A 16147-nucleotide genomic window follows, 5' to 3' on the forward strand; every position below is an offset into this window, starting at 1 on the left:
ATAATGAACCTGTCAAAACCAGTCAGCGGGCGATCGCTTCATCATGTGCTGACTCGATGGCCTGGACCCGTGGCGACGATCTCGCTCGCCCAACTGTTTGGCACGTCGCTGTGGTTCAGCGCTAACAGTGCCGCCGCCGATCTGATGCGGGCATGGCATATCAGCGCATCGGATATCGGGTTGCTGACAAGTGCAGTGCAACTTGGTTTTATTCTCGGCACGTTGACCCTGTCGCTGACCGGATGCGCGGACCGTTTTCGCGCAAGCACGATCTTCGTGTGCAGCGCGATCGCGGGCGCTGCGTTCAACGCGGGATTCGCCTGGCTCTCCTCCGGGTTGGTTTCGGCGGTCATATTCCGCTTTCTGGTTGGCGTTTCGCTCGCCGGCATTTACCCGTTGGGAATGAAACTGATCCTAAGCTGGGCACCCGAGCGTGCGGGCGCCGCGCTCGCTCAACTGGTCGGCATGCTGACGCTCGGCACCGCGTTACCGCATGGCCTGCGGCTCATCGGTACAAACCTGCCGTGGCAGGAGGTCATTCTCGCTTCGTCGGTCCTCGCGCTGGGCGGTGCTGCGCTGATTTATCTCCTTGGCGACGGTCCGCATCTGAAGACGCTCGCGGCCGCGCGCGAGCAAACGCACGACGGTGGCCGGGGCGTGTTGTCCGCGTTTCGCCTGCCACAGTTCCGTGCGGCGGCTTTCGGCTATTTCGGTCACATGTGGGAGTTGTACGCGTTCTGGACCGTGGTGCCGCTCTATGTCGCGAAAGCCGCGCTCGCGCAGCACTTTCATGTCGGCGGCGTGCCGGGATTGTCGTTTCTGATCATCGGTTGCGGTGCACTGGGCTGTATTCTCGGCGGCGCGCTCTCGCGCCGTATCGGCAGCGCTCGCGTGGCGGCGGGCGCACTGGCGTTGTCGGGCTTGTGCAGTGTGGTGTTCGTGTGCGGATGGCGCACGCTGCCTGCGGGCGCGCTGCTCACCGTACTGCTTGTCTGGGGGGCGGCGGTCATTGCCGACTCGCCGCAGTTTTCGGCGCTCTCGGTGAAGGCGTGTCCGCGAGAGTGGGTGGGCAGTGCGCTCGCCATCCAGAATTCGATCGGTTTCGCGCTCACCGTGGTATCGATTGCGCTCGCCACGGCGCTGTTCGAACGTCTCGGCCTCGATTCCGCATGGCTGCTGCTGCCCGGTCCGCTATTGGGTTTGTGGGGATTCTGGCCCGCGCTCAGGCGGACTGGCAGGTCGCTGGACTGACCGGTACAATCGAAGTTCGAAGCTTGAACGTTCGAAGCTTGGACTTACGCCTGCGGTGAGTTCAAAAGAGGCGCAACGGAGGCGCAACGTGCGCTGGGCAGAAGGGAGGGGAGAACAGAACATGGATACCGTTGAACGGTCGGCTGGTCAGTCGCAACGCGAACGCATCCTGCAAGTCGCCGCGCGTCTGTTTGCGGAGCGCGGCTATCACGCTATCGGCATCAGCGAACTCGGCGATGCGGTTCAACTTGGCCGCGGCGCGCTGTATCACCACATCAAGAGTAAAGAAGATCTGCTTTACGACATCTCGAAGGAATACATCGCCGACCTGGCGGATTTCGGGGAGCGAGTCGCGCGCGGGGAGCCGGACCCCGCGCAGCGGGTGCGCATGCTCGGCAAGCAGCTCGTCCTGAAGATCGCTTCACATCAGGCTGAACTGACGGTGTGTTTTCGCGAGATCCAGTCGCTGACGGAACCTCGCCGCTCGGAAGTGCTGGCACTGCACGGCAAGTACGAGAAAGTGTGGCGCGACGCAATGGTGGATGGCGCGGATCTCGGCCTGTTCCGCCCGTACGATCCGATCGTGCTGAAAGGCGTGCTGGGCATGTATTTCTACAGCTATCTCTGGATGAAACCGGATGGCCGTCTGACACCGGCTAGCATTGCAGAGCGTCTTAATGAAATGGCGCTGAGGATGCTCGACATTCAGGGGCCTGTCGCGTAGGTCTTAACGCGATGAGGCCATTCATTCCTCGCAGCGCACATCCTTCCTTCGCACATCGATAATCACCGGATATGTCCCGTGGTCGAGTTCCACGCGCGCCACCACGGCCATCGTCTCGTTGTCGATATCATCGTACACGCTGACCTTTTCATTCCGCAGATTGGTGACGCCGGTACAGCCCGATGCGCGGCCTTCGTCGGAGACCTTGCATTGAATCGGGTTGTCGGCGAGGTAACGATATTTGTCTCGATCCGGCGTCGCAATGTATTCGCGGAAGCTCTGTTCCGCGCCCCCGATACCGGTGACATACCCAATGGCGCACTGCAATTTGGGGGTAGCGGTGCTTCCGGATGTCTGGGCTATCGCGGCCGTACTGGCGGCCGCGATAACCACTGCGAATGTCGATGCACGAAGGAGTCTCATGGCGCAAATTACCGTTTCGGCTAGAAGTGCTGGATTGTAATGGCATCTTGCCCAGGAGGTCAGAAAGCGAAGCCAGGCTGACGTTGCCGGACCTGACGTTGCCAGACAATTGCCAGGTTCGAAGCGCGATTCGAATACAGCAAAAGACGTTTCGCGCCGGTTGTCGTCTATGGCGCCATAGTCTGTCGTGTTCCGGCATTAGACTGCCTCTTTCATGTTGCGCCCGGGAGGCCAGTTGACGATCTTCGATGTCATCGCGGCATCCGATGCCCCGCAGCATTGTCCCGTTCCGTGGGCTCGCGAGGCCGAAACGAGTTTTCTTGTCACAGCGGATCAAATGCACTGTCTGCTGACGGAACAAGGATTTCGGCCGATCTCGTGGGTCGATCGCATGCAGGCCGGTATCGCCTGGTTTGCTGAGCGGCACAAGAGCGGGGGCACCGCTATCAGCCCCATCGGTGCTCGGCCTCCATCTCGCAATGGGTCCGGGCGTCGGCGAAATGACAGCAAACCTCGCGCGGAATAGAATTTTTCCAACGTCCGGGATGGAGGATCACTCAATGTCAGCTGCGAATAGGTACTGGTTTCCAGCGAAACGCTACGGTTGGGGTTGGGGCTTCCCGTCGCGCTGGCAAGGATGGGTCGTGCTGGTCGTGTACATTGTGCTGATGTGTCTGGATGCCCGCTTCTTTCGTCCGGACCAGGAGCCTTTCATTTTCGCGTTGTTTGTCGTGCTATTGAGTGCTGCCCTTCTGGCCGTATGCTGGCTCAAGGGGGAGCCGCCTCGCTGGCGGTGGGGCAAAGACTGAATCCTCGCGGTCTCCGAATGAGCACAAGTAGATCGCACCAGGTTGATTCGCCGCCACACACCTACCCAATTTGACAAACGTATTCGTCCATCGCAGGAGTGAGCGACATGCTTGTGCATATTTTTCGAGGACCCGGTCGGGTGTTCGGTTTTACGGCAGACGCCACGGCGGCGAATCTGCCGGACAAGTTCGCTCCGTGGGTTGCATTCAAGTCAGTGGAGCTGAGCCGGGACGAACCGACCCCGGGTGTCCGCGCGGGCGAGTGTCTCGACGACATCGAGAAGCATGGGTTCCATATTACCGATGCTCACGTTCGGATTACTGACCAGGTTGTTTGATGCGATCCCGTCATGTCAGGCCCGCCCAGGTTATACCCACAACCGATACATCCAGAACGATTCGTCTTCGATAAAACGTTGCGCGAATTCGCTCGGTGAGAAGCCGGTGATGCGCTTCACTGCACGGCTCAGGTGAGCCTGGTCGGCAAAGCCTTCGTCCTGAGCGATCGCGGCCCAATCGAAAGCTTGTCCTGTCTCGTACTTCTCCCGTGCAGCGAAGAACACGCCTTCTGTTTTCACAAGCGATTGCCACTCGCGCAACGATCGCCCACTGTACGATTTGATGCGGCGTTCTACCTGACGCGGACTATGCGTTTGCCGCCATTCACTGGCTTGCCTCGCGAGACGCCCGACCCAGTGACGGCCGGCCTGACGTAGCGAGGCAATCGCGGAACCTCGTCCGCGAACCGTTAGCCAGCGCGGCGCGAGATGCTGTTCCAGCACTGCCAGCGTAGCGGCGTCGTCGTTGGCGTTGAGCAACGCATCAAGGAAGGGCCGCCAGGTATCGCCCAGCAGGTCGGGAGCAGAAAGAAAACGATCGTTGACGGCGGATAGTTCGACGCCGAGTAACGCCTGGGCCGCGTCTGCGCTGAAACACACCATGCCGCCATGTCCGGTTGTCGGCGCCCAGCTTGCAGTCGGCGTGGACTGACTGCCCGAAAGTGTGAGTGCTGTACCGAACGGGCGCCACAGTGAGCCGTCCGGGGTCTGCTCCACAAGCCCTGCATCGAGATCCCGGTACCACGAGAGGCATACGAGCTGCGACGCTGGAAAATGGCTTAAACGCTGGGCATCATTCAGTTCGAAACCAAGCGTGTCCCGGCAGATGATTGCCACGATGGCGTCTTGCAGGGCGGCGGGTGGGAGATATAGCCGTGAATGAGGGCTCTTGCCGTCGTCGAACACTCGGGTGGCACGGTCGGCCAGGGCGGGGCACGGCGGCAATGTGGGTATCGGATTGGCGGACATGGCCGGAAAGTATAGCGTGGGATGTCTGTCGATGTCGTTTGCGTTCAAGACGTACCTGCCGCCCGCATGGACAATGCCGCACATGGATACCCGACCTTCATCCCCTTGCCCATTCCACGCGGACGCGCAGCCCCCCGCGCCTGTACGACACCCACTCGGCGTATGGCCGCCCGGGCCGCGTGCGGCCTTGACCGGCTGGGGGCTTTTGCGCCGCATGTCGCGCGATTTGCTGGGTGCGCTCGCCGAATGGCGACAGGCGTTTGGCGACGTGGTGCATCTGCGTCTCTGGCCGGAGCATGCGGTCATGGTCGCCGATCCGCAACTCGTGCGCGAGTTGCTGGTGACGCACCACGATTCGCTGCGTCGCTGGGAGCGGGCCACGCATGTATTTGCGCAACTGCACGGGCACAGCGTGCTGATCGCCGAAGGCGACGCGTGGCGCGACAAGCGGCACGCGCTGCAGCCGAGCTTCACCCCGAAGGCCGTGCAGACGTTTGTTTCGACCATCGCCGCCGCGACCGGTAACGCACTTGCGCAGTGGCCGGTTCACGACCGCCACTGGCCCATCGAAAGCGCGCTGACGTCTCTGACGATGGACGTCATCTTGCGGATGACGTTCTCGGATGAAATCGGCGAGGAGGCGCGAGATGTGGACCAGGCGATGCGCACCACCAGCGAGGCAGCCAACGCCGAGTTCTATTGGCCCGTGAGTTCGCCTGACTGGGTACCCTGGAAACGCGGCAAGCGACAAAGCCTTGCGGTGCTCAAGGGCTTGATCGATCGTCATCTGCAGGCTCGCGTGAGTTCACCGGAGGACGCGTGGCCCGACGATCTGCTGTCCCGTCTTCTGCGCCTGCATCGGGACGATCCTCAGAAATGGCCGTTGCAGGCGGTGCGTGACGAATGCATGACGACGTTTCTCGCCGGACACGAGACCACGGCGCGGACGTTGATCTGGTGGGCGTGGTGCATGGCGTCGAACCCGGCGGTACAGGCTGCCGCGCGTCACGAAGTCGAGACGGCGCTGTGCGGCGGCACGCCAACGACGGACACGCTGCCAGCACTGCGTTATCTGACGCAAACCCTTGAGGAAACGCTGCGCCTTTACCCCGCCGCACCCGTACTGATCAGCCGTCGCGCGTCGGGGCCGATCGCTTTGGGTGATTGGCATTTCCCCGCCGCCACGTTGTTCATGCTGCCGGTTCAACTATTGCATCACGACCCGCGATGGTTCCCGGAGCCCGCGGCTTTCCAACCGGAGCGCTTTGCGGCCGATGCAGCGCGAATTCCGCGCGGCGCCTATCTGCCGTTCGGTGCGGGTCCACGCGTTTGCCTTGGGCAACACCTTGCGATGGCCGAGATGACGGTTATCGCGGCCATGATCCTGCAGCGCTTTACCCTGTCCGTTCCCGATGGCATGGCGCATCCGAGCCCCGTCATGAACGTTACCCTGCGGGCAGATCAGCCGGTGCACCTGGCACTCGCACCGGCTGCTGCTGGGGCAAGCTGATCTGAGGCATTCGACGTTGTCCTTTGCCGGCATCGCGATCGGTGCCGCCCACGCGGGCAACGGACCCTTCACGCCTTTTTGGTCTACGATCGTGACTGGTCTGAGCCATCAGGCGATAAGGAGGCCATCGTGAGCGAACCGGATCTGAGCGTGCTCTACCGCAACTACCTGGATTGCCTGAACCGGCGGGATTGGGCGTCGCTCGGCCAGTTCGTCGATGACAACGTCAGCCACAACGGTCGACCGTTCGGCTTGTCGGGCTACCGCGAAATGCTGGAGCGGGACGTCAGCGAGATACCGGACTTGCGCTTCGACATCGAACTGCTGGTGACCGAGCCGCCTTTCGTCGCGAGCCGTCTGCGGTTCGACTGCTCACCCCAGGATACTTTCCTCGGATTGCACGTCGGCGGCAAGCGAGTCACTTTTGCGGAGAACGTGTTCTACAGATTTCGCGGCGAAAAGATCGCAGAGGTATGGTCGGTGCTCGACAAAAGCGCGATCGAAGCACAACTGTAATCAGGGTCCGCCAGTTAATGGGTTATCGGCGGTAACGGGGGCCAACAGGCCCAAGCGTTGGTCCTTCGTCGCAAGGCAAGAAATTCCCGGCCGACGCGTTCGACGAGATTAACCGGATTGAGACGCGGCAGAGGTTCAACGAAGTCGTCAAGACCGGCAGCCCCGGGTTTATTCCGCGACGTCCGCAATAGCTTGACGTGACCGATATCGGAGGCATGCCATGCACGAAGAAACCGTACGTGAAGCGCTGAATGCACACTGGCAGGCATCGGCGGCCGGCGATCTCGACGCGGAACACGATATCTACGATGACGACGCCATCTGTGACTATCCACAATCAGGTGAGCGAATCGTTGGGCGAGTGAATTTGCAGGCGCTGCGGGGTCATCATCCAGACAAGCCGTCCGGTTTCGAGGTCAGGCGAATTCAAGGAGAAGGCAATCTCTGGGTCACGGAATACAGCATCACCTATCAGGGGCGAGCGGCCTACACGGTGAGCATCATGGAGTTCCGTGACGGCAAGGTCGTTCACGAGACCCAGTACTTTTCCGATCCCTTCGAAGCGCCGGCCTGGCGCAGCCAGTGGGTCCAGAAAATCGTGTGAAGTGGAGGCCGGCAATTAACAACATGCTTGCCGGCCACGACATCGCTAGCGCTTGCTGCAGAACCAGCGCGGCTCCTCTATCGCAAGCGCGTGTCGGCTCGCTCGCCTACTTGGTCGTATAACCGCCGTTGATCAGAATGGTCTGCCCCGTAATCCACCATCCGTCGCTGACCAGATGGCGGATGAAGGGCACCACGTCCTCGATGTCGGTCAAACCTGTCGTGGAGAACGGCGAGAGCGCGGCGGCGGTCTTGTGGTACGCCACCGCGTCCGCGCCTTCGGCGGGATAGAAGAACGGCGTGTCCATAGGCCCCGGGCCGATGGCCGTCACGGAGATGCCGCGCGCGCCGAACTCCTTGGCTGCCGCGCGCGTGAAATGTTCAACCGGCGCCTTGGTGCCCGCGTAGGCCGCGTAAAACGGCGTGAATGCACCAAGCAGCGACGTGACGAGCGTGACGATCTTGCCATTGTCGTTGACGTGCTTGCCGGCTTCCTTGAGAAAGAAAAACGCAGACTTGGAATTCACCGCCGTCATTTCATCGTACTCGGCCTCGGTGATGTCGACGAACGGCTTCTTCAACACCTTGCCTACCGTATTGATTGCGATATCAGGGCGGCCGACCGCGGCGACAACATCCGCAAACAGCTTCTCGACCGCGCCGGCCGAACTCAGATCGGCCTGGAAAGCGACGGCCGTGGCACCTGCCGATTTGATCGCGGCAAGTGTTTCGTCCGCTGCCGCCTTCGAACTCGCGCTGTTGTAGTGGATCGCGACCGCCTTGGCGCCCTGGGCAGCAAGATCCCGCGCAATCAAGCCACCGAGATTCTTCGCCCCGCCCGCAATGACGACGGTTTTGCCTTTGATGCTGTGGTCTGCCATGGTTCATCCCCAGTGCCGAAGCCGCCCGATGCAGCCTCTCATCCTGTTGGATGATATATTCCAGGAAATTCATTTAAACCTACTGTTTCTGACATCACTGGTCAGAAAAGTCGAACAGTGGTGGGAGCGAGCGTGGATCGTATTGACCTGTTTCGCGTCTTCGCACGCGTTGTCGAATGTGCGAATTTCACGCGCGCGGCGGACACATTAGGTTTGCCTCGCTCGTCGGTATCCGCGGCGATCCAGGAACTGGAAGGACGGATCGGCGCACGCCTGCTGCACCGGACCACGCGTAAGGTGTCGCCGACACAGGACGGCGCCGCGCTCTATGAGCGCTGCCTGCGCCTGATCGCCGATGTCGAGGAGACCGAGAACCTGTTCCGGCAGACCTCGGTAGGGCCGGGCGGCATGCTGCGCATCGATGTGCCGGGCCGTATAGGCCGGTTGATCATCGCACCGGCGCTGCCGGAATTCCTCGGCGCCTATCCGAAGATCGACATCACACTCAGCCTGACCGATCGCACGATAGATCTCGTTGAAGAAGGCGTCGACTGCGCGCTGCGCGTAGGTAAGCCGCACGATTCCGGCCTGATCGCGCGTCCCATTGGCAATCTGCCGCTGATCAATGTGGCGAGTCCGCTTTACCTGTCCCATCACGGCACGCCTTCCACGCCCGGCGATATGACGGCTCACCAGATCGTTCAGTACGCGTCGCCTTCGAGCGGACGCATTGCGCAGTGGGAATGGCTCGACGGCGAGACCGCAAGGACGGTGGCCACGCGAGGCCGCGTGAGCGTCAACAGCGCGGAGGCGTATATCGCGTGCTGTCTTGCAGGACTCGGTTTGATCCAGATTCCTGCCTACGACGTGCAGCAGCATCTGCGTGCGGGCGAACTGATCGAGGTGATGCCTGAATACCGGGCCGCGCCCATGCCCATGAACCTGCTCTATCCGCATCGGCAACATCTGTCGCGCCGGGTTCAGGTGTTCGCCGACTGGCTCGACGCGCTGTTGAAAGCTCAGCTCGTTGGCGATTCGGGTGGAAGAAAATGAAGCCGCCGATTGCAGTAGCGGGCTAGCCCCGCGCCGCCCGGGCCGCACTCATATCGCGGGTCGAGCGAGTGGTCACATGGAAGGACGCGTGCTACGGTTTTACCGCGTAACGCACCAGTTCGGTTGCGGTGGTTGCGGGCACACCCTTTCCACCCATGCGGCCTTGAAACTCCTCGCGGACGACGCGCTTGGCGCTTGGGGCGTACCACAGCGTCTCTTCCATCGGCCCACCTCCGGCGCCAGATTGCGGCGTCCAGACGCCCTTCATTCTGATCCTGATCGCGGAGAACGAGCCTGCTCTTGTCTTGATCTCCTCCACACCTTCCACTTCGCACTGGGCTCGCCGCAGCACCGTCGCGCCGGCTGCACCGACTGCCTGGCAGTCCGCCTCATAGTGCGTTCCGGCTCGCAGCGGAAAATGAAGCGCGATACCGCAGGCGTTCGGCGCGGCCCCGTTGGGAATTACGTTGGCTTCTGGGGTCAGTTCCAGTTGCCTGCCTCCGGGCCCTATCTGAAGAGAGGCGCTCCCATCGGCATGGACGGACGTCACGGTTTGCGTGGTGGTTCTGCTCGTTCGGGATAGCAGGTCGGACCACTGATAGGTCCAGTTGTCCCCGGGCCTGTAGTGAGGCGCATCCTGAGGCAGAAGGGCGGACTCCGCAGCGGCCGCGGAACCGGTTGAAGCGGCAAACCCTGCCGCCAGCAGGCAGACGGTCGCCAGGGAGCCGAAATGCACGGACGAACGCCTGCTTTCGATTGCTTTCATGCCTACCCCTCCTATGTACGGATACGGGTTGAACAGACGCGAATCGAATTCGACCATCTGCGCAATCAACCGTTCCGAGGTGAATGGATCGCGTCATATAGCGATGAAACTACCGGGTGATGCCAGCCTCCATAACGAGCGAACCATCAACCGATTCAATGCGCATAGATGCCGGATCATTCGTCCCATGGTCACAAGACGATCACCCGGGCGACGGTTCGCAAAGCGCCTGGAGGCAATTATTTGCCGTGACATCGGCGTCGCCTTAGGTCAAGATTTGTGCTTCGGCCGTGGCAATTGACTTCGACAGGTTGGTAAATTGGGGCAGACAAATGCGCGCGCTGCATAATCCAGATGATGCGGCGTGAAGCATCAAAAGTTTCAACGCCGGAACCTTGCCTGAGAGACGCGGTAAATCTTTTATTCTGGAAATAATGCACGCAACGAGAAATCCCCCGCGGGGCGCCCGCACGTTGGTGCCGATCCGTCTATTCGTTGCCCAGGTGTTCGCTCCTGCCTTGCGAAACCTGCAATACGTGAGCCGCCGGATGCGCCCGTTCTCGATCATTGCGATCGTCGGTTTCCCGCTTTATTACTACATCTGGCACGATCTTTTTCCGCAGCCGTACGAAAACCTGCCGCTGCGGCTGATCGGCTCCGCGCTGTTTATTCCCATTGTATTTTCCGACCGCTGGCCGTCGTGGGCGAAAAAGCTCATGCCGTACTACTGGTACGCGACAATCTTTTACTCACTGCCATTCTTTTTCACGTTCATGCTGTTGAAAAACAATGGCTCGAACGTGTGGGTCGAAAGTGCGCTGATCGCTGCATTCGTGATGGTGTTGCTGCTCGACTGGCTCATGCTGCTGCTCAACTTCCTGCTCGGCATTGCGCTTGCGTACCTCGCCTATTGGGCAACAACCGACGTTGTCAGTATGAACACGTCGTACCTTGTTCATCTGGCGATTTTCTCGTTTGCGATAGCGATCGGCGCCATCGCAAACTATGACACGGAGCGCATCCGGGTCGAACAGGAACGGGCCATGCTGGCGACCGCCGGCAGCATTGCTCATGAACTGCGTACGCCGCTACTCGCCATTCGCGCCGGCGCCGCCGGCCTCGGAAGCTACCTGCCGTTGCTGCTCGAAACATACGGGATCGCTCAGGACAGCGGGCTGCGCGTGCCCAGGATCCGCTCCGTTCACCTTCATTCCATGGACGGCGTACTCTCCCGTATTGAGCAGGAGGCGGTTCATTCCAATACCATTATTGACATGCTGCTCGCGAACGCGCGGTTTACCGATGGGCACTCCCAACAGATCACAGACTGCTCGATCAGACAATGCGTGGAGACCGCGCTCGCCCGCTATCCGTTTCGCGAGGGAGAGCAGCAACAGGTACTCACGGATCTCATCAATGACTTCACGTTCGAAGGTTCGAGCATGCTGGTGGTCCATGTGCTTTTCAACCTGCTGAAAAATGCGTTCCGCGGCATGGCAGATGTCGATAGCGCGCTGATCTCGATCCGGCTTGCACCTGGCGCGCGTGCGAACCGGCTCCTCTTTCGCGATACCGGTGTAGGCATTGCGCCCCATGTACTTCCTCACATCTTCACGCGCTTCTATACGTCGTCGGCCGAAGCGGATGACGCCTCCGTCGGCACCGGCATCGGCCTCGCATTCTGTCGCGACGTCATGCGTGTAATGGGCGGCTCCATCGACTGTACGTCTGTCGAGTCTGTGTATACCGAGTTTGTGTTGACCTTTCCCAAGCCATCATGATGGATACGATCAAACCATTCTACTTTCCGACGACGGTCACGTTCGTCGACGACAGTTCGGCATTCCTGTCGAATCTGTGTCTGCAACTCGAACCGAACCTTGCCTTCCGGCTCTTCAGTTCGTCCAGGGAAGCGCTGCACTTCGTGAATGAACGCCCTCGTCACGGTGCGCCTGAGGAACAGATCTTCGCGCCGTACCGGGACCGAACCGACGAGGACGAGGCTCATCAGGTCATCGCAATGAGTGTCGACGCCGTCCGCAATCAGGTGTTCGATAACGACCGGTTTCAGGCGGCGTCGGTTGTCGTCGTGGATTACGACATGCCAGGGCTGAATGGTCTCGAATTCTGCCGTCGCATAACGGACCCCGCAGTACGCAAGATCATGCTGACCGGAAAGGCGGACGAGCGTATCGCGGTGGAGAGCTTCAACGAAGGCATCATTCATCGTTTCATTCGCAAGCAGGACACATCGGCCATCAGCGCCTTAAATCGCGCGGTGCGGGATATGCAGCATGCGTACTTCGACAACCGGTGCCAGTCCATTCTCGACACGCTGGTGACGTCGGAATATACGTTCTTGCGTGACGAAGCGCTGGGTGCGCGGGTAAAAGAACTCTTTGAATCGCTCGGTATTGTCGAGCATTACCTTTCCTACTCGCCAAACGGGCTGCTCATGTTCGACAGCGCCGGCAAGTCCTATCTGCTGATTGTCCACACGAACGAAACGCTGCGGGGTGTGCGAGAAATAGCCGACGTACAAGGCGCGCCAGCGGCTTTTTTCGAAGCCCTGGACAGCGGCCGGAGCTTGCCGTACTTCTGGCAAACCAGCGGGTACTTCCCCACGGACGGCATTGCGTGGGAAAGCTATATGCACCCGGCAACACAGTTTACGGGGCAACGGCCTTACGTTTATGCCGTGATTCCCAACCCGCCCGGGTTTGATCTGGGCCACGTGCTGAGTTACGACCGTTACCTCGAGTGGCTGGACCGCGACATACAGAAGACATGGAGTTCACTCACGTAAACTCCATGTCATGCCGCTATCAGACTGCTAATGCACTATCCGCGGTGCTTTGCTCGTGGCTATGTTTGCGGGACGACGGCCGCTCGCCGAGACGACGGCTGGAGGGCCAACTGTCGAGCTCAACCTCGCTGCGAATGTCACGGCAAACGCTCACAAGCCTTTCGATCTGGGCGTCGGTCAGCGCAGCGTGGATCGACAAGCGGATCAGTGCACGATTGCGCGCCGTTGCCGGTGCGCAAAACACGGAACCGAAAATGCCCCGCGATTCCAATGCGTCGCGTAACAGGATCGTGCGTTGTTCCGTACCTGCTTCGAGCGCGATGATCTGGCTCTCACTGGCATTCAGGTTATATCCAAGCGACGTCAACCGTTCCCGCAGCCACGCGGCATTCGAGGCGAGTCTCCTGCGCCGCCGATCGGCGCCTTCAATCACCGACAATGTCGCGTCCAGTCCGCTAATCTCGTGAGGCAACAGCGTGGAGCTGAAGATCGCAGGATTCGATTCGAACTTGAAGTACTCCTGGAAACGGACCGGACAACTGATGAATCCGGCGCGGCCGGCAAACGCCTTGGCAAGACTTGCGGTGCGGAACGCGACGCGAGACTCGAGTCCAAGTTCGACAACCAGTCCCGCGCCACGCGGACCATGCGTGCCGAGCGAATGCGACTCGTCGACCACGAACACACACTCATGCCGGTCACACACCTCCGCGAACGTGACAAGCGGGCATACGCTACCGTTCGTGCTGTAAATCGAATCGACCAGCACGACGCCTTGCCCGTACCGCACGATCTGCTGTTCGAGATGCGCCGCGTCGTTATGCCTGAACGGGACCGGAACCGCGCCCGCACAGCGGATGCCTTCCCACAACGACATGTGCGCCATCATGTCTACGTAGACCGGTGTTCGTGCCGAAGCGATCGACTGGATCAGCCCGATGTTCGCCGCATAGCCGGACTGACACAGTACGCCCGCCTCTGCATGCATGAACGCCGCCAGCCGGTTCTCGAACTTCAGTTGCGGGCAATCGCCGTGCAGGAAGATGCCCGACATCAATAGTCCGTTGCCGTCTGAGCGCAATGTCCGGCTCATACTGCGGATGATGTCGGGGTGGCGCGCGATCGCGAGATAGTCGTTACTCGACAGATGCAACGCATCCGGTCCGGGAATGCGGCCACGCATGATGTGGCCGCCTCCCCACGTATCCGTTACCCGCTCGCTGTAATATTGCTCGACGCGCGACGCCACAAAGGCCGGGAGCGATGGTGAGGGTTGGTTCTTTCCCAAGCGGTCAAAAACGGCTTTCATTTTGGCTCCTTAAAGGTTAGCTACTGCCCATAGCGGACAGCAGACCCATAGTGAGCCACTCGTTTTTCCGCGTGTGTCATGTCACTGCTGCATCTGCGAGTAATTCAGCAGCGGCCCGGTGAATCGACGCAACCTGCGGTGGACTTTTTATTCATTCAGCATAAAACCGTGTCCGGCCAGAATCGATCGGGCGATGCTTATGCCGGAATCGCTGGTAATCACGGGCGTTTTTAGATTGAGACGGCATAAGCCGACATACCGCTGATAAGGACAGGAAAGTGAATGTGACATTCGCGGGTACAACGCACAGCGATGCCGAGGCGCTGGTACAGATACGCATCGAGGCCATGCGGGAGAGTCTGGAGCGTATCGGCCGCTTCGATCCGCAGCGGGCGAGAGATCGATTCCTGTCGTCGTTCGATCCCGTGTTCTGCAGGTTCGTTATTGTCGATGGCGTATCGGTGGGCTTTGTCGTAGCGAAACCCGCCGACCATCATCTGACACTCGAGCACCTCTATATCCGCCCGGAATATCAGGGCAGGGGAATCGGCTCGGCAGTACTCGATTCCATCTTTGCCAGCGCCGATTCCCGATCGATTCCGGTCAAGGTCGGTGCGCTTCGCAATAGCGACTCAAACCGCTTTTATCAGCGGCATGGTTTCCTGAAGATTGAAGAAACGGAGTGGGATATTTACTACCTTAGAAATCCCGAAGCGCGCGATAGCCGGGATTTCTGACAACCGGGCATCTGACGATTTCCGCCGAACTGATGCGCCCGAATACGCTTGAGCACATCCAGGGCATACCGATGGGCATCGTCCCGCATCCGTGCGGGGGTACACCGATCAGCTACGCGCGCTGATTGTCGGGGCGATCCCACGGCAGCGCATCGGTTGCGCGTGCGTGACAACGGCTCAAGCCGGCGGCGACTGCACGATCACGCCATACCACCCCAAGCCACGATAGCTCTCGTAGCCTGGAGTGGCGGCGAACGATACGGTACGCCCATCAGTTAGCTGATAAAAGCCCGCAGGACGGCCGCCGGTATTCAGACGGAACTGTTCGTCGAGCACACCCTTGTCGTCCGAACTCGCGATCACGCGATGCTGTGCGTTGACGATCATGCAGCGCGTGCGCCGCCATTCCTCATCCGTGAGCCGCACGCCTTTGACGACGGCCGACGCCTGGGGCGCCCAATCGAAAAAGATCACCAGCGCACCGAGCGGCGCGCCATTGACCGCACCGTTTTCGCGGATTGCCGTCGCGTAGGTCGCGACGTGTGCGTGCTTCAGAAGCGCGAGTTCTTCGATATCGCCCGCAACAAAGTCCGCGCCCGAAGGCGTTTTCATTGCGTCGCGGAACCAGCCGGCTTCGGCCACGTTGCGGCCGTGCACCGCGTACGTATCGGGCCGGCCATTCGCGACGACGTTGCCCGCCGCGTCGATGATCCATAAATCACGGTACACGGTATAACTGTCGAGAATCACCGACAAACGGCGTGAGGCGTACGCCCGCGTGTCGACACTCGTATTGGCGAGGCAATCGACCACCGCGGAATCGGTGGCCCACCAGCGCACGTCGCACGAGCGCTCGTACAGATTGCGGTCGATCACGTCGATCATATTCAGCGCGAGGTCGGCGCAACGCTGACCTTCGTGCGAACGTAGCCGTTCGATCATGCTGTCGCCGAGATCGGTCAGCCTGGTCAGCGAGCCGGCGAGTTCGCGATTGAGCACCGTGGTGATTTCGCCGATTCGCGCCGACACATGCTTGACCTGATTCGCCACGACCGCGAAGCCGCGGCCCGCATTGCCGGCGCGCGCCGCCTCGATCAAGGCGTTGAGGGCGAGAAAGGTGGTCTCGCGATTGATGTCGTTGATATCGGAGATTTTTCCCGTCGCGAGTTTCCTGACGTGATGCGTCAGCTCGACGATTTCGAGTGGATTCGACATGGCATGGCCCCCGTGGCTGAAGATTGTTGTGCCTACATAAAAGCAAGCATCGGGCCGGGTTGATTCCACGGGCGTTACGGCCGTGGGCATGCACCTCGCAAACGTTTGACGATGCATGTCATGGTGCAGACACAATCGGCGATGGCGGGCGACGCACCGCATACGTGCATCGCCGGGAGGGAGGGCAGCGGTGCCAGAAGTGGGGATACACCAAACTGGAACTAGTCATGTCATTGG

Annotated in this window: 17 protein-coding genes and 1 pseudogene; 12 read left to right on the plus strand and 6 right to left on the minus strand. The window is 60.3% G+C overall.

Annotated elements, in window-relative coordinates:
• The first annotated feature begins 3 nt into the window (after positions 1 to 3).
• Together GH665_RS22885 and GH665_RS22890 are read left to right on the plus strand one after the other, a co-directional pair.
• A complete protein-coding gene (locus tag GH665_RS22885; protein ID WP_153139168.1) occupies positions 4 to 1251 on the plus strand; it encodes an MFS transporter in 1248 nt (415 codons plus the stop codon).
• A 121-nt stretch (positions 1252 to 1372) separates the two neighbouring features.
• Positions 1373 to 1975 (plus strand): TetR/AcrR family transcriptional regulator, encoded by a 603-nt coding sequence (locus tag GH665_RS22890; protein ID WP_153139170.1) that lies wholly within the window; start codon positions 1373 to 1375, stop codon positions 1973 to 1975.
• Between the two features lie 21 nt (positions 1976 to 1996).
• Here GH665_RS22890 and GH665_RS22895 read toward each other — a convergent pair whose 3' ends face one another.
• Positions 1997 to 2398 (minus strand): hypothetical protein, encoded by a 402-nt coding sequence (locus tag GH665_RS22895; RefSeq protein ID WP_153139172.1) that lies wholly within the window; start codon positions 2396 to 2398, stop codon positions 1997 to 1999.
• Between the two features lie 560 nt (positions 2399 to 2958).
• On the opposite strand from GH665_RS22895, the gene GH665_RS22900 reads away from it, so the two are divergent.
• Together GH665_RS22900 and GH665_RS22905 are read left to right on the plus strand one after the other, a co-directional pair.
• Positions 2959 to 3207 carry a hypothetical protein gene (locus GH665_RS22900; RefSeq protein ID WP_153139174.1) on the plus strand — a complete coding sequence of 83 codons (249 nt, stop codon included), beginning with the start codon at positions 2959 to 2961 and terminating at the stop codon, positions 3205 to 3207.
• Between the two features lie 107 nt (positions 3208 to 3314).
• A complete protein-coding gene (locus GH665_RS22905) occupies positions 3315 to 3545 on the plus strand; it encodes a hypothetical protein (RefSeq protein WP_153139176.1) in 231 nt (76 codons plus the stop codon).
• Between the two features lie 30 nt (positions 3546 to 3575).
• Here the strand turns inward: GH665_RS22905 and GH665_RS22910 are convergent, their stop codons facing one another.
• Entirely contained in the window at positions 3576 to 4514 is a 939-nt protein-coding gene (locus GH665_RS22910; RefSeq protein WP_153142244.1) for a helix-turn-helix domain-containing protein, read from the minus strand.
• 82 nt (positions 4515 to 4596) lie between these two features.
• Between GH665_RS22910 and GH665_RS22915 the strand changes: the two genes are divergently transcribed.
• The 4 genes and pseudogenes from GH665_RS22915 (at position 4597) to GH665_RS22925 (ending at position 7144) form a co-directional block, all read left to right on the plus strand.
• Positions 4597 to 6024 carry a cytochrome P450 gene (locus tag GH665_RS22915; RefSeq protein WP_153139178.1) on the plus strand — a complete coding sequence of 476 codons (1428 nt, stop codon included), beginning with the start codon at positions 4597 to 4599 and terminating at the stop codon, positions 6022 to 6024.
• A 129-nt stretch (positions 6025 to 6153) separates the two neighbouring features.
• Positions 6154 to 6540 (plus strand): ester cyclase, encoded by a 387-nt coding sequence (locus GH665_RS22920; protein WP_153139180.1) that lies wholly within the window; start codon positions 6154 to 6156, stop codon positions 6538 to 6540.
• Between the two features lie 86 nt (positions 6541 to 6626).
• Positions 6627 to 6731 (plus strand): annotated as a pseudogene (locus GH665_RS39150) (aldo/keto reductase); the annotation flags it as partial.
• 29 nt (positions 6732 to 6760) lie between these two features.
• On the plus strand, positions 6761 to 7144 hold the full coding sequence (locus tag GH665_RS22925; protein ID WP_153139183.1) for a nuclear transport factor 2 family protein: 384 nt from the start codon (positions 6761 to 6763) through the stop codon (positions 7142 to 7144).
• Between the two features lie 106 nt (positions 7145 to 7250).
• Here the strand turns inward: GH665_RS22925 and GH665_RS22930 are convergent, their stop codons facing one another.
• Entirely contained in the window at positions 7251 to 8024 is a 774-nt protein-coding gene (locus GH665_RS22930; RefSeq protein WP_153139185.1) for an SDR family oxidoreductase, read from the minus strand.
• A 132-nt stretch (positions 8025 to 8156) separates the two neighbouring features.
• Between GH665_RS22930 and GH665_RS22935 the strand changes: the two genes are divergently transcribed.
• On the plus strand, positions 8157 to 9077 hold the full coding sequence (locus tag GH665_RS22935) for a LysR family transcriptional regulator (RefSeq protein WP_153139187.1): 921 nt from the start codon (positions 8157 to 8159) through the stop codon (positions 9075 to 9077).
• A gap of 91 nt (positions 9078 to 9168) precedes the next feature.
• Here the strand turns inward: GH665_RS22935 and GH665_RS22940 are convergent, their stop codons facing one another.
• The gene (locus tag GH665_RS22940; protein WP_153139189.1) at positions 9169 to 9843 is read right to left on the minus strand and encodes a hypothetical protein; all 675 of its coding nucleotides are present in this window, start codon (positions 9841 to 9843) and stop codon (positions 9169 to 9171) included.
• 434 nt (positions 9844 to 10277) lie between these two features.
• On the opposite strand from GH665_RS22940, the gene GH665_RS22945 reads away from it, so the two are divergent.
• Together GH665_RS22945 and GH665_RS22950 are read left to right on the plus strand one after the other, a co-directional pair.
• Positions 10278 to 11624: a sensor histidine kinase gene (locus GH665_RS22945; protein ID WP_246216325.1), complete on the plus strand. Its 1347-nt coding sequence runs from the start codon at positions 10278 to 10280 to the stop codon at positions 11622 to 11624.
• The gene (locus GH665_RS22950; protein ID WP_246216326.1) at positions 11621 to 12649 is read left to right on the plus strand and encodes a response regulator; all 1029 of its coding nucleotides are present in this window, start codon (positions 11621 to 11623) and stop codon (positions 12647 to 12649) included. Before GH665_RS22945 ends, GH665_RS22950 begins: the two co-directional genes overlap by 4 nt.
• A gap of 19 nt (positions 12650 to 12668) precedes the next feature.
• Here the strand turns inward: GH665_RS22950 and cqsA are convergent, their stop codons facing one another.
• Positions 12669 to 13958: an alpha-hydroxyketone-type quorum-sensing autoinducer synthase gene (gene cqsA, locus GH665_RS22955; RefSeq protein ID WP_153139191.1), complete on the minus strand. Its 1290-nt coding sequence runs from the start codon at positions 13956 to 13958 to the stop codon at positions 12669 to 12671.
• A gap of 278 nt (positions 13959 to 14236) precedes the next feature.
• On the opposite strand from cqsA, the gene GH665_RS22960 reads away from it, so the two are divergent.
• Complete coding sequence (locus GH665_RS22960; protein ID WP_246216327.1) at positions 14237 to 14695, plus strand: GNAT family N-acetyltransferase; 459 nt, start codon at positions 14237 to 14239, stop codon at positions 14693 to 14695.
• A gap of 177 nt (positions 14696 to 14872) precedes the next feature.
• Here the strand turns inward: GH665_RS22960 and GH665_RS22965 are convergent, their stop codons facing one another.
• Positions 14873 to 16072 carry a methyl-accepting chemotaxis protein gene (locus GH665_RS22965; RefSeq protein ID WP_343038760.1) on the minus strand — a complete coding sequence of 400 codons (1200 nt, stop codon included), beginning with the start codon at positions 16070 to 16072 and terminating at the stop codon, positions 14873 to 14875.
• Positions 16073 to 16147: the final 75 nt, after the last annotated feature.

Source organism: Paraburkholderia agricolaris, assembly GCF_009455635.1.
Classification (GTDB): Bacteria; Pseudomonadota; Gammaproteobacteria; order Burkholderiales; family Burkholderiaceae; genus Paraburkholderia; species Paraburkholderia agricolaris.